This is a genomic window from Yersinia bercovieri ATCC 43970 (genome assembly GCF_013282745.1).
GTDB lineage: Bacteria > Pseudomonadota > Gammaproteobacteria > Enterobacterales > Enterobacteriaceae > Yersinia > Yersinia bercovieri.
This window is the reverse complement of record NZ_CP054044.1, coordinates 3,801,170-3,815,389: the sequence shown is the minus strand read 5'-3', so window position 1 is coordinate 3,815,389 and position 14,220 is coordinate 3,801,170. Positions and strand designations below refer to the sequence as shown.

Sequence of the window (14,220 nt, the reverse complement as noted above, 5' to 3'; positions counted from 1 at the left end):
ATGTTGTGGCGTATGCTCAAGCAGTCTTGGTTTAGGAATGTCCGCCGCAAGTCGCTGGCCGTATTTACGGTATTCCTTGCCGCAGGGCTAATCTCTTCACTGTTGGCGGTGTCGATAGATATTGGCGATAAAATGTCCCGTGAGCTGAAATCTTATGGTGCCAATATTCTGATTGAACCTGCCGGTCAGGTTGCGCTGCCGTCGCTGTTTGGTGAGCAGAGTAATCCACTGAGTGGCCAGGATTTCCTGGATCAAGCTGAGTTGCCCAATATTAAGGACATTTTTTGGCGTAACAATATTGTCGGTTTCGCCCCATTACTCAGCGGTGAAACTGAGATCAATGGGCAGACTATTCCGCTACTGGGCACCTATTTTAATCAGCCAGTGGATGTGCCTGATGAAGAGGATTACCACACGGGTCAGCAAATTATCAGCCCATATTGGCAGGTCAATGGCGCTTGGCCGCAAGAGCCAATCAAGGCCGATGCTCACGAGGTTCAGGCGCTGCTGGGTAAACAATTGGCGCAACAAACCGGCTGGAAAACCGGCGATGAGCTGCATCTGAACGGCGTTTCTGGCCCGTTAACGGTGAAGATAAGCGGCGTATTGAGCAGTGGTGGTGAAGAGGAGAGCCGTCTGGTGTTACCGCTGGCAGCAGTGCAATCATTACTGGGGCTGCCGGGGAAAATTCAGGCCGTACGGGTATCGGCACTGACGGTGCCGGAAAACGAATTGTCACGTAAAGCGCGTGAAAATCTTGAGGCCCTCAACGCCGAAGAGTATGACCTGTGGTATTGCACCGCCTATGTCTCTTCAATCGCCCACCAACTAGAAGAGGCCATCTCTGGATCAGTGGTCCGGCCCATCTGGCAGGTGGCGGCATCGGAAGGGGTGGTGATTGAAAAAATACAGTTGCTACTGGCAGTCGTCACCGTGGCGGCGTTGATTGCCGCGGCCATGGGGATAGCATCACTGATGACCAGCACCATTATGGAGCGGGCTAAAGAGATCGGTTTGATGAAAGCATTAGGGGCGCGCCAGTGGCAAATTCTGATGTTGTTCTATCTTGAGGCCGCTATCAGTGGTCTGATTGGGGGCTTAGCGGGCTGTCTGGCGGGGTGGGGGTTAGCAAAAACCATCGGCTTGATGCTGTTTGGTGCGCCATTGAGCTTCGCCTGGATGGTGGTGCCATGTGTGTTGGTGATCTCGATTTTGATTGCGGTCATTGGTACTTGGTTCCCTGCGCGGCGTATCGCCAGCCTCTATCCGGTGGAGGTGCTCTATGGCCGCTAATCATCCGGCAGTGCAACATAAAGGTAGCCATAGCATGTTTTGGCGGCTCGTGCTCCGTGCCTTACGCTTGCGGATGCAGCGGGTCAGTGTGGTCTTTGCGGCACTGACTGTCGGTGCGGCGATTGTCACGGCTATGTCGGCCGTCTATTTCGATATTAATGCCAAGATGAGTCAGGAGTTACGCACTTTCGGCGCGAATTTCTATATCGGCCCTGGGCATGGCAGTTCATTTGAGCAAGCGCGATTCCAGCCAATCATTGATGCGGCCCCGAAAGGGCTTATCAACGCCTCCAGCCCCTATATCTATGGCATGGCGCGGACTGAACTGGAGAAAGTGGTGTTGATGGGGGTGTGGTTTGAATCCCTGCAACAGCTTGTGCCTTACTGGCAAGTCACTGGCAATTGGATTGGCGTCAGTTTTGATGATCGCAACGCGATGATAGGTGTCAAACTTGCGGAGCGGCTGCATGTCAAAGTGGGCGATACCCTCACCTTAGTCAGTGAAGGTGCGCGGCAGCGTCTGCAAATCAAAGGCATTGTTGAGGCTGGCGATGCCACCGATAACATGTTGATTGTTAACCTGGAACTGGCCCAGAAATGGCTCAATCAACCGGGGCATATCAGTAACGCGCTGCTTAGCGTCAGTAATGATGTGGGTCAGGTCGAGACTTTTGCCAGCCATCTGCGTGAACAATACCCTGACCTTGAAATTCGGCCAATTCGAAAGGTATCCGCCTCTGAAGGGCAGGTGCTCGATAAAATAAAAGGGCTAATGGGGTTGGTGTCAGTTGTGATTCTTATTTTGTCCTCCCTATGTGTCAATACCACACTGATGGCTATCGTGGGCGAGCGCGCGAAAGAGTTTGCCTTACAAAAAGCACTGGGAGCCAGTGGTGGTGACATTATTCGCCAAATGTTGACCGAAACCCTGATTATCTCGCTGGCTGCCGCAATTTGTGGTGCTTTGCTGGGCTATATATTGGCACAAGTCTTGGGGCAAACAGTATTCAGCGCGTCAATAGCCTTACGCGCCCCGGTATTACCGCTGACACTGGTATTGTCATTGTTAGTGGCCGCTGTTGCGGCAATTGTTCCCACCCGCCGGGCTATTCATATTGAACCCGCTAAAGTCCTTAAAGGAGAGTAGCAAATGACATCAAAGCTAACACAGGTGAAACCTGAGCAAGTTACGGATGCTGTCATTGAAACCCGGCACTTATATAAGCGTTTCGGGCAGGTGACGGCGCTGGAAGATATCAATATTCGCATCAATCGTGGTGAGTTTGTGGCAATTATGGGGGCATCTGGCTCAGGTAAAACCACGTTGATGAACATTCTGACTTGCCTGGACACGGTAAGCGAAGGGCAGGTGTTGCTCGATGGCATTGATGCTGCGGGCCTGGATGAAGAGGGGCGCCGGAAATTTCGGGCTGACAAAATAGGGCTGGTTTTCCAGCAGTTCCACCTTATCCCCTACCTGACGGCGCTAGAAAATATTATGTTAGCGCAGCATTACCACAGTGTGGTGGATGAAGAGGCGGCGCGGCAAGTATTGGAGCAGGTTGGGATGACGCCACGTATGGGTCACTTACCCAGTCAGCTTTCTGGTGGCGAACAACAGCGGGTATGTATTGCGCGCGCACTGGTCAATCAGCCGCCGATTATTTTTGCCGATGAACCTACCGGCAACCTTGATGAAGAGAATGAACAGCGGGTCTTGGATCTGTTAAACCATATTCATCGCCAAGGTAGAACCATCGTTATGGTTACTCACAATCCAGACTTAGGCTGTGTTGCTGATCGGATAATCCGACTCCAGCACGGTAAATATCTTAACGAAGAGAGTCGTCATCATGTGGCTTAACGGGTTAAAAACGGTGGGCCTTTGTAGTCTGCTATTGCTGCTTAGCGCCTGTAAACAAGAAGATGTTGCGGTGGGGGAAGTGGCCCCGCAACTGGCAGCTTATGATATGCAAGGTAAACCGGTCGCACTCGATCAATGGAAAGGTAAACAGATATACCTCAACTTTTGGTCGGCAAGCTGTGGCGGTTGTCTGGCTGAAATGGCAACACTGGATAAGCTGAGTCAGCAATATCAGAATGATATTGTGGTGGTAGCTATCAACACCGATCCGGCGCAGGTGGATATCAACCCGGTATTGGTGCAACGCAATCTCAGCTACCCTGTCATTCGTGATCAACTGGGTATCACGCAGGAGCGCTATCAGGTTATTGGCACGCCAACCTCTTTTCTGATTGATCAAAGCGGCAAGGTAACTGAATTGCATCAGGGTGCACGTAATGAGAAGGATTTGACGGCGTTGTTCCAACAATGGGCAACGGGTGCATAATGAAATTAATGCTGTTGGCTCTGGGCATGATGACGTTTAGCTTAACCACACAGGCGGCCACTGACGGTGAGCATATCTATAAACAAACCTGTTCAAGCTGCCATGGGCGTTTGGCTGACAGGAAAGGTTTGGATAAAGCTCCTCCGCTAATATCATTATCTCGCAATGAAATAGTTGACGGCCTCACTGCGCGGCGTGATGGCAAGATTGTCGGCAGGGGGAATAAAGCCAAAGCGCATCTGTCAGATGACGATATCCAAAAGCTTGCTGATCATATTGAAAACCTAAAAATAGCCAAGCCTAAAGCCCCTTGATATCTTGGCGTGATGCTATTTGATTGATTTTTAAAATTAAATTCGCGTAGGGTTATCACTAAATAGGCGTTTTCTTGCTGCTTCATTTGATCAGATGAATGCTGTATTATATGTTGCATATAAAATGCATCTTTAGGTTATTTGAGGAGTATCAGCATGGAAAATAGATCAACGCTACTTTGCTATAAAAAGTTACCTCTCTGGAACAGTAGTGATGTGCCAGCGATGTTTCGTGAGAAACACAATACCAAAGCAGGCACTTGGGCCAAACTCACTATTCTCAGCGGGGAGATGGATTTTCTGATTCTGGATGAAGCAGGAAACACCCTGGAAAGGCACTCATTTTCAAATGAACATCAGCCACCGTTTATTGAGCCACAAGTTTGGCACCGTATTGCAGCTTGCTCAGATGATCTGCAATGCCAGCTTAGTTTTTACTGCACAGCAGAAGATTTTTACCATCAGAAATACAATTTAACCCCGACACACTCCGAAGTGATTGAAGCGGTAAAATGGGTTCAACCGGGTAAAGCATTAGATTTAGGTTGTGGTTCCGGGCGTAACTCGCTATACCTGAATTTATTGGGTTTTGATGTTACGGCGCTGGATAAGAGTGCCGATAGCATCAGTAACTTACAGCAGATCATTGCACAAGAAGAACTGCAAAAAATAACGGCCAATAGCTACGACATCAATGAGGCCAGTTTGGATAACCGCTACCACTTTATTCTGTCGACGGTGGTTTTGATGTTCCTGCAACCGGAAAGAATCCCCCATATTATTAACAACATGCAAGAGTGTACCTTGCCCGGTGGTTATAATCTGATTATCTCCGCCATGTCGACTGATGACTTCCCCTGCACGGTGCCATTCTCCTTTACGTTAAAGTCAGGTGAGTTAAGCCATTACTATAAAAATTGGGAAATTATTAAGTACAACGAAGATGTTGGGCAATTGCATAAGACTGACGCCCAAGGCAATCGGATAAAATTACGTTTTGCGACCTTGCTGGCGAAAAAACCATAATTGCAGCCTCGAATAAAGCTTGCCGCTGCGTGATATTCAAAATCTCATACTACATTGCGGTTAATTTAACGGGCGGTAAGTTGGGGCGTTCCTATCACGGCTAGTGAATGCTGTTGAGAATTATTAATTAACTTTATTGATAATCATTATCACTGAGTGTAATAATACCACCATACAGGTTCCGCGGAGTATGGATTGTGTCGAATGCAGCTGAAGTGATTATCCCTTCAACAACGGCGATTTCTGATGAAATCGCCAGTTTGTTTGCCCGTACATTCGTACACTTCTCAGAAACCTTTCATGTGGATGCGGTTGTCATACCGCAAGAGAGTCTGACACTGAACCAATGGTCTGCTGACAGCTGTTTGCCACGATTGATGCAAGCGTATGAAAATAGCTACTACCACGATGGTGCACTAACAGCGAATCATAAAGCACTGCACTCACTCTGGGGGCAGTGGTATTTTGGCCTGGTTATTCCACCTATCATATTGATGTTACTGGTATTACCCGCAACTATAGAGACTCGCCCGGAAAGATTTCGCATTAAATTTCATACGACGGGGCGACCTGAAGCTATCTATTATCAGCACAGCTGGTTGGACAAATCGCCCTCGTCGCTATTGGCGCGTCTCTATTTACTACTCGATCACCATATTATTCCTATTATGGAGAAAATAGCGCATCAGCCGCAGGCTAATATCCGGTTGATATGGAATAACATTGGCTATTTGATGTTTTGGTATCTACGTGAATTCAGCAATAAGCTGGGTGAAATTGAAGGTTTTGACGATATTATTGAAAACCTTTTTCTCTCCCCATATTTGCCTGACGGGCGAGAAAATCCACTCTTTCGCACTGTTATTCTGCGTAATGGCAGTATGCAGCGCCGTACATGCTGTCAACGTAATAAGCTACCTGGGGTGGGCAGTTGCCTCGATTGCCCGGTTGAATCTCGCCCATAATAACCCGCCTGGCTGCAACTTCAGTGACTTTGGGTATATGATTCAACTCACAGATAAAGAAAAGAGTTGAGGGCAGTTTCGGTGAATAACGAAAAGATTGCGCATTTAGACGCGGTAAGTCATAACGCCCGTAGGGTAATGGAACGAGAAGGGATAGATGCTTTGGTGGTCACAGTATGTGATAATTTTTATTATCTGACTGGGTTTGCTAGTTTCTTTATGTATACCTTCCGGCATACCGGCGCGGCCGTTGCTATCATGTTTCGCGATGACACCACTCCTTCGCAAATCATTATGAATGAGTTTGAGGCTGCCAGCACACACTTTGATATGCCCAATATGGAGCTGAAAACTTTTCCAGTATGGGTTGATGTCGACGATCCACGTAATCCGCTCAATCATCAGAAAAAAAGTGAGCGCCCGATTGGCCCGCCAGTTGAAGCTGTTTTCGGCTTAGTTAAAGCGGCGCTGGAAAGTGCGGGCGTAATGAATAAGACAATTGCTATTGAATTAAATGCAATGTCCAACGGCGGTAAAAGAGTGTTGGATCAAGTGGCCCCAGGGTTAAAATTGGTTGATTCCGCCCCGTTATTTAACGAAATAAGAGTGATAAAAAGCCCGTGGGAGATAAAACATCTACGAAAAAGCGCTGAAATTACCGAATATGGTATTGCTTGTGCGGCTAAAAAAATTCGTGTCGGTTGTACCGCTGCGGAATTAACCGCCGCATTTAAAGCGGCCGTCATGACGTTTCCGGAAACTAACTTTTCGCGTTTCAATCTTATTGCGGTTGGCGATAACTTCTCACCTAAAATTATTGCGGATGAGACGCCGGCCAAAATGGGGGACTTAATTAAGTTTGATTGCGGTGTTGATGTTGCCGGCTATGGTGCGGATTTGGCAAGAACCTTTGTGTTAGGGGAACCAGACCCACTGACGCAGCAGATCTATGACACCATCAGAATCGGTCATGAACATATGTTATCGATGGTAGCACCTGGGGTGAAATTAAAAGATGTTTTTGATTCCACCATGGAGGTCATCAAAAAGTCAGGCTTGCCGCACTATAATCGAGGTCATCTCGGGCATGGCGATGGTGTATTTTTAGGATTAGAAGAAGCCCCCTTTGTGAGTACATTGGCAACTGAAACCTTTCGTCCTGGAATGGTATTAAGTCTCGAAACACCTTATTACGGTATTGGTGTTGGTTCAATTATGTTAGAGGATATGATTCTCATTACCAATAACGGCTTCGAGTTTTTAAGTAAATTGAACCGTGACTTAGTGCGCTACCATTAATTTGTTCACAATATCTCACTTTACGTGAATTAAATTCATCTGTGTGAATAGCTCCTCGGTTCTTTCCGTGCACTTATTTACCTTTTACGGGAGCAGATGTGTAGGCTCCCGTAAATAATAATATTAGTCATATAAAATAGTATGTTAGAGCACAGGAGTGGTTTAACTCTATTGTTAATAGTATTCTCTTGGTTATTTGTTATTTTGAAATAGTTCTATTAATAATGATAACGGAAGTGATAGTCGACCTTGCCAATAATAGTGTGAGTTTGTGATCCTAAATATAAAGAATATTTTATATAATCAAAATTCTAAGCAGTAAGTGGCGTCATAAAACCAAATCGTGCGGCCTTTTCACAGGATACTGTGTCGCGATATTCACTTAGTGAAAATATTTTATCTCCAATCATTGGATTTTCACGATACTTTTAACTAAGATTATTCTTAAGTGTGCTGGAATTGACGCATATACCACATTTTCACCTCTATTAATCGCTGGAATAACAATATTCTATAATAACTCGACAACAGTATTTTCTTTCAACTATCCTATGTAACATGCTGTAATACATTCTAAGGACTTCATTTCATCATAATTCCATAATGAAAAACGGAAGTTCGTGAAGTGGCTTTTCTTGATCATCAAACAAGTTGCTGGCTTAAGGGTTATATAATGTATAACGCATTTACGACACTGCTGCGCCCATTGCATCGGCACAGAATTACTTTATTAGCGCTATTAATTTCCGGCCTTGCAGTTAACCCCGTCATGGCAGAAACACAGTATGATTCATTAATCATCAAAGCCAGAGCAGGGGATACTGCGCCGGTTCTTGACTATTTACAAAAACAATCTAGCGCAGGCCCACTTAATAGCGGCCAAGTTGATGACTGGCTACAGATAGCCGGTTGGGCAGGGCGCGATCAAGAAGTGATCGACGTTTACGAAAAATATCACTCATCAATGAATCTCTCCTCGCGTGGATTAGCGGCTGCGGCGCGGGCTTATCGCAACGAAAAACGTTGGGATCAAGCTTTGGCGCTATGGCAAAGCAGCTTGAAGAAAGACCCGACCAACCCTGATCTTATCACCGGCATGATCATGACACAGGCGGACTCGGGGCGTGGCGGTGAGGCTTTACAGCAGGCAAAAGCGTTAGCCGAGCGTGATCCCTCCGCGAAAAACTACATGACACTCTCTTACCTGAGTCGGGCCACTAACCGCAATTATGATGCGTTGCAGGCTTCCAGTGAGGCGGTACGATTAGCTCCTGAGTCTGAGGAAGTATTAAAGAATCACCTTGAAACCTTGCAAAGAAACCGTATTGCCGATCCGGCGTTGCAGCTTGCTAAAGAGAATCCGAAGCTGGTCACCGCAGAGCAATATCGGCAGCTTGAGAGAGATGCCGCGGCGGAACAGGTTCGTATGGCGGTGCTGCCAACGCGCAGCGAAACGGAACGTTTCTATATCGCCGATCAGGCACTGGCAGACTATCAGGATTTGTTAACCCGTTGGAGCAAAGATCCTGAGGCTCAGGCAGATTACCAGCGCGCCCGTATTGATAGGTTGGGTGCATTGCTGGTGCGCCGTAATACTGTTGAGCTGATTAAAGAGTATGAAGCGATGGAGGCGGAAGGCTACAAAATGCCTGACTATGCCCGTCGCTGGGCCGCTTCTGCTTATATTGATCGCCGGATGCCAGAAAAAGCTGCGCCGATCTTGACCAGCCTGTACTACGCCGATGGTAAAACTTTCCGCAACAGTGATGACTTGCTTGATGCTGATGATCTCTATTATGCACTGAATGAAAGTGAGCAATTGGATAAAGCGCATCAATTTGCTAAGAACTATAGCGAGCAAACGCCATACCAAGTTGGGGTTTACGGCCTGCCGGGTAAAGAGCCTAATGACGATTGGATGGAGGGGCAGACGCTGCTGGTTCAGTCCCTGGTGGCGCTTAATGACCTGCCCGCAGCACAGAAAAAGCTGGAGACACTCTCCAGTACTGCCCCTGCTAACCAGAATCTACGTATCGCCTTAGCCAGTGTCTATCTGGCCAGAGATCTGCCGCGTAAAGCTGAGCAAGAGTTGAAAGCCGTTGAGTCCCTGGCACCACGCAGCCTTATTTTGGAACGTGCACAAGCTGAAACCGCGATGGATTTACAGGAGTGGCGTCAGATGGAGTTGCTGACCGATGATGTGATTACTCGCTCACCGGAAGACGTGCCGTCGCAAGAGCTAGATCGCCAACGCAAAGTCCACCATATGTATGAGCTGCGTATTCTCGGTAACCACACGCTCTCCTCCAATAGCCCGGTTAGTGGTAGCAAAGATTTTGGTATTGAAACCCTGCTGTATAGTCCGCCGATAGCGGATAACTGGCGGGTATTTGGCGGTGGTAACTATGACAATGCGCAATTTGAAGAGGGTAAGGGCATTAATCGCGTGATGCGTTTAGGTGGAGAGTGGCGATCGCGTGACCATTGGGCTGAGGCCGAAGTGAATAACCAGAATTACGGTTTCGGCAATAAAACCGGTGCCCGGTTAGCCACTTGGTACGATTTTAATGATCACTGGCGGGTCGGGGGCCAGGTCGAAAGATTGGCTAAAGAGACCCCACTGCGCGCGTTGAAAAACAATATCACCGCCAACAGTGCTTCTGCCTTCGTGCTATGGAAGGCAGATGATCGACGTGATCTTGAGTTTAACGTCACACCATCAGATTTCTCTGACGGCAACAACCGTTGGGAATATGAGCTTAATGGGCGTCAGCGCATCTGGACCGGGCCATATCTGACGGCTGACTTCAGTTTGGGCCTGGCTGCGAGCCATAACACCAAAGAAGATGTGATCTACTACAACCCGAAAAGTGATTTCACTTACCTGCCGGCAGTGACCCTGAATCACATTATGTATCGCCACTATAAGACCGTCTGGAGCCAGCAAATACAGCTTGGCGTGGGGGGCTACTGGGAGAAAAATTATGGTAATGGCCTGGTCACCACGGCAGGTTATGGGCAACGTATTCAATGGAATGATGTTGTCGATGCTGGTGTAGCAGTTACCTATGATAAACGCCCTTATGATGGTGTCCGTGAGCATGACCTTTCGCTCGCTTTTGATTTGAATTACCGTTTCTAAGGGATCAGCGCTATGGCGAAGATACTATTTATTATCCGGATACTCGTAGTAGGAATGATAACGCTACTGGCCTCCGTGTGTTATGCCGAAAAACCGGTATTTGTTCCTCCGGCCGAGCGTGCGTTACCGCTAAGTGAAAGGCCATGGCAAAAAAATACCTTTGTGGTTATTGCTTATCATGATGTTGAAGATGACTCGGCAGATCAGCGCTATCTGTCGGTAAGAAGCAGTGCATTAAGTGAGCAGTTGGCGTGGTTGAAAGATAATCGCTACAACGTGGTTTCTGTCGATCAGATTTTGGCGGCCCGCAATGGGGGAACGCCACTGCCAAACAAAGCTATTTTGCTCACTTTTGACGATGGTTACCGCAGTTTTTACACGCGGGTGTATCCGCTGTTAGAAGCAAATAATTTTAGCGCAGTGTTGGCACCGGTAGGCACCTGGATTGATACACCGCCCAATAAAAAGGTCGATTTTGGTGGTTTAAGTACCGATCGCGATCGTTTCCTGACCTGGAAAGAGATCGCCGAAATGTCTAAATCAAAACTGATTGAGATAGGTGCGCATACCTATGCCTCACATTATGGTGTGATTGCCAACCCACAGGGGAATACTGAACCGGCGGCGGCCAACCTGATCTATGATCCAAAGACGAAGAAATATGAAACCGAAGCGGCATTCAAGCAGCGGATGGAAAAAGACGTTTCGTTAATTACTCAGCGGATTATCAAGGCCACAGGGAAACAACCGCGGGTCTGGGTTTGGCCATACGGTGCGCCAAACGGCACAGTATTAACTATCTTACGCCAGCAGGGTTATCAAATGGCGATGACCCTCGAACCGGGCATTGCTAACGTCAATGACCTGATGAATATTCCGCGTATCTTGATCAGTAATAACCCCTCGCTGAAAGACTTTGCCCAGTTGGTCACCTCGGTACAAGAAAAAGATATTATGCGGGTGGCACATGTTGATTTGGATTATCTCTACGATCCAGATCCGGCACAGGAGAAGGAAAATCTCGATAAACTGGTGCAGCGGATCTCTGATTTACGTGTTACCACGGTGTTTTTACAAGCTTTTTCTGACCCCAAAGGGGATGGCAATATCCGGCAGGTCTACTTCCCTAACCGCTGGATCCCAATGCGTCAGGACTTGTTTAACCGCGTAGCCTGGCAATTAGCCTCTCGTCCAGATGTCGATGTGTATGCCTGGATGCCAGTGCTGGCCTTTGACATGGACCCATCTTTGCCCCGCATCACCCGTATTGATCCGAAAACTGGCAAAACAAGCATCGATCCAGACCAATATCGCCGGCTGTCGCCATTCAATCCAGAGGTTCGGCAGCGCATCATTGATATCTATCGCGATATGGCCTACAGCGCACCTATTGATGGCATTCTCTATCACGACGATGCAGTGATGTCTGATTTCGAAGACGCCTCGCCGGATGCTATCCGCGCCTATGAGAAAGCTGGCTTCCCAGGTTCGATTGCCACTATTCGCAACGATCCCGAAACCATGGCGCGCTGGACCCGCTATAAGAGTAAATATCTGGTTGATTTCACAAATGAATTAACAAAACAGGTACGTGATATTCGTGGCCCGCAAGTAAAATCAGCACGTAATATATTCGCTATGCCAATTTTAGAACCGGAAAGCGAAGCATGGTTTGCGCAGAATCTTGATGATTTCCTGGCTAACTATGATTGGGTTGCCCCGATGGCCATGCCATTAATGGAGAAAGTGCCGCTATCTGAGTCAAAAGAGTGGCTATCGCAACTGGTTAATAAGGTTGCAGAACGCCCTGGCGCACTGAATAAAACTGTATTTGAACTGCAATCGAAGGACTGGACCAAGCCTGAAGGCAGCAATGCTATTAGCGGCCCGATATTGGCAGGATGGATGCGCCAGTTGCAGTTAAATGGCGCGCAAAATTTTGGTTACTATCCGGATAACTTTATCACTGGCGAACCACCGCTAAAAGATGTCCGCCCTGTGCTATCTTCTGCCTGGTATCCTTTATATGATCGATAGAATTATTGCGTTACTCATCCTATGCCTGGTATTGAGCATTCCTGCGGGAATGATCCTGCTCTTTACCGGTGACGTACTGCTGAATTTTGTTTTCTTCTATCCGCTCTTTATGTCCGGTATCTGGATAACCGGCGGCCTCTATTTCTGGCTACGCCGGGAGAGACATTGGCCGTGGGGCGATGATGTGCCAGCGCCGGAGCTGAAAGGTAACCCGTTGGTGTCGATTTTAATCCCTTGCTTTAATGAGGGGTTAAATGCGCGGGAGACCATTCACGCGGCATTGGCACAGACCTACACCAATATCGAGGTTATCGCGATTAACGATGGCTCCAGCGATGATACCGCCCAAGTGCTGGATTCGTTGCTGGCCGAAGATCCTCGTCTGCGAGTGATTCATCTGGCCCATAATCAGGGGAAAGCCATTGCCCTGCGCATGGGAGCTGCGGCGGCGCGCAGTGAATATCTGGTCTGCATTGATGGTGACGCCTTACTGGACAAAAAAGCGGTGCCTTATCTGGTCGCGCCACTGATTGCCAACCCGCGCACCGGCGCTGTCACCGGCAACCCGCGTATCCGCACCCGCTCAACCTTGATTGGTCGTGTTCAGGTTGGCGAGTTCTCCTCTATTATCGGGCTGATTAAGCGGACGCAACGTGTCTATGGTCAAGTCTTCACCGTTTCTGGTGTGGTGGCCGCTTTCCGCCGTAGAGCGCTAGCGGATGTGGGCTACTGGAGCCCGGATATGATCACGGAAGATATTGATATCAGTTGGAAATTGCAGGTTAGACACTGGTCAGTATTTTTTGAGCCTCGGGGTTTGTGCTGGATTTTGATGCCAGAAACTCTAGGGGGCTTGTGGAAACAGCGCCTGCGCTGGGCGCAGGGCGGGGCAGAAGTCTTCCTGAAGAATATGTTCAAGCTATGGCGCTGGCGTAATCGCCGGATGTGGCTGCTGTTCCTGGAGTATTCGCTCTCTATCACTTGGGCCTTTACTTACCTGTTCAGCATCACTCTATTCCTGCTGGGTCTGGTGATCCCACTGCCGCCGGGAATTCATGTGCAAACGGTCTTCCCGCCAGCCTTTACCGGGATGGTATTGGCCTTAACCTGTCTGTTGCAGTTTGCTATCAGCCTGGTGATTGAACGACGCTACGAGCCTAAACTGGGTAGTTCTCTGTTCTGGATTATCTGGTATCCGATGGTCTACTGGATGCTCAGTCTGTTTACCACTGTGGTTGCGTTTCCCAAGGTCATGCTCAACACCAAGCGTAAACGTGCGCGTTGGGTGAGTCCAGATCGTGGAATAGGGAGAGTTAAACCATGAATGAACCCCTGATTCATACCGAGCAGCGGGCTTTGCCCCGCTGGATCGACATCATCATTACCGCGTTGGCCTGGTTCGGTTTTATCTTTCTGTTTGTGAAAGGATTTCTGGATATGATCGACCGGGCGCCGCACATGGGGCCAATCCCGTTTCGGCTCTACATTCTCAGCGGCCTGACCACCATCGCCCTGTATGCGGCCATTGCGTTATTTAATGCTGTGATCATTATTATCTGGGCCAAGTACAACCAAATCCGTTTTCAGGTTGAACGCCGTGGTCATCGGCCACATCTGGATGATGAGGAGCTGGCGAACAGCATGGATATCTCGGGCGAGATGATAGCCCAGTTGAAGGCTGGCACCTGTCTCACGTTATACAACGATGAGCACGGGCAGATCCTTGAGGTCAAAGAGGGGCTACAACTGCCAACTGTCGCTCCGGTGGTTAATTTACGCCGAGGGTGATGGGC

The 14,220-nt window shown here is 48.3% G+C and carries 12 protein-coding genes; all 12 read left to right on the top strand.

The genetic code is table 11. From position 1 onward, the window contains the following. The 12 genes from HRK25_RS17315 (at position 1) to pgaD (ending at position 14,215) form a co-directional block, all read left to right on the top strand. Positions 1–1,293, top strand: a complete 1,293-nt coding sequence (locus HRK25_RS17315) for an ABC transporter permease (RefSeq protein ID WP_005271879.1) — start codon at positions 1–3, stop codon at positions 1,291–1,293. Between the two features lie 34 nt (positions 1,294–1,327). Continuing rightward, a complete protein-coding gene (locus tag HRK25_RS17310; RefSeq protein ID WP_032896891.1) occupies positions 1,328–2,440 on the top strand; it encodes an ABC transporter permease in 1,113 nt (370 codons plus the stop codon). 3 nt (positions 2,441–2,443) lie between these two features. Further along, the gene (locus HRK25_RS17305) at positions 2,444–3,157 is read left to right on the top strand and encodes an ABC transporter ATP-binding protein (protein WP_005271884.1); all 714 of its coding nucleotides are present in this window, start codon (positions 2,444–2,446) and stop codon (positions 3,155–3,157) included. After that, a complete protein-coding gene (locus HRK25_RS17300) occupies positions 3,147–3,644 on the top strand; it encodes a TlpA family protein disulfide reductase (protein WP_032896839.1) in 498 nt (165 codons plus the stop codon). Before HRK25_RS17305 ends, HRK25_RS17300 begins: the two co-directional genes overlap by 11 nt. Further along, entirely contained in the window at positions 3,644–3,958 is a 315-nt protein-coding gene (locus tag HRK25_RS17295) for a c-type cytochrome (protein ID WP_032896840.1), read from the top strand. Before HRK25_RS17300 ends, HRK25_RS17295 begins: the two co-directional genes overlap by 1 nt. Before the next feature lie 156 nt (positions 3,959–4,114). Further along, complete coding sequence (gene tehB, locus HRK25_RS17290) at positions 4,115–4,984, top strand: SAM-dependent methyltransferase TehB (RefSeq protein ID WP_005271889.1); 870 nt, start codon at positions 4,115–4,117, stop codon at positions 4,982–4,984. Positions 4,985–5,181: 197 nt separating this feature from the next. After that, positions 5,182–5,949 carry a siderophore-iron reductase FhuF gene (gene fhuF, locus HRK25_RS17285; protein WP_005271892.1) on the top strand — a complete coding sequence of 256 codons (768 nt, stop codon included), beginning with the start codon at positions 5,182–5,184 and terminating at the stop codon, positions 5,947–5,949. Positions 5,950–6,030: 81 nt separating this feature from the next. Beyond that, a complete protein-coding gene (locus HRK25_RS17280) occupies positions 6,031–7,248 on the top strand; it encodes a M24 family metallopeptidase (protein ID WP_032896842.1) in 1,218 nt (405 codons plus the stop codon). A 673-nt stretch (positions 7,249–7,921) separates the two neighbouring features. Then, positions 7,922–10,390, top strand: coding sequence for a poly-beta-1,6 N-acetyl-D-glucosamine export porin PgaA (pgaA, locus tag HRK25_RS17275; protein ID WP_005271895.1), 2,469 nt, complete (start codon positions 7,922–7,924; stop codon positions 10,388–10,390). Positions 10,391–10,402: 12 nt separating this feature from the next. Beyond that, the gene (gene pgaB, locus HRK25_RS17270) at positions 10,403–12,427 is read left to right on the top strand and encodes a poly-beta-1,6-N-acetyl-D-glucosamine N-deacetylase PgaB (RefSeq protein ID WP_032896844.1); all 2,025 of its coding nucleotides are present in this window, start codon (positions 10,403–10,405) and stop codon (positions 12,425–12,427) included. Then, the gene (gene pgaC, locus HRK25_RS17265) at positions 12,417–13,751 is read left to right on the top strand and encodes a poly-beta-1,6-N-acetyl-D-glucosamine synthase (protein ID WP_032896846.1); all 1,335 of its coding nucleotides are present in this window, start codon (positions 12,417–12,419) and stop codon (positions 13,749–13,751) included. The genes pgaB and pgaC overlap by 11 nt, the downstream gene beginning before the upstream one ends. After that, entirely contained in the window at positions 13,748–14,215 is a 468-nt protein-coding gene (pgaD, locus tag HRK25_RS17260; protein ID WP_032896848.1) for a poly-beta-1,6-N-acetyl-D-glucosamine biosynthesis protein PgaD, read from the top strand. Before pgaC ends, pgaD begins: the two co-directional genes overlap by 4 nt. Positions 14,216–14,220 lie beyond the last annotated feature (5 nt).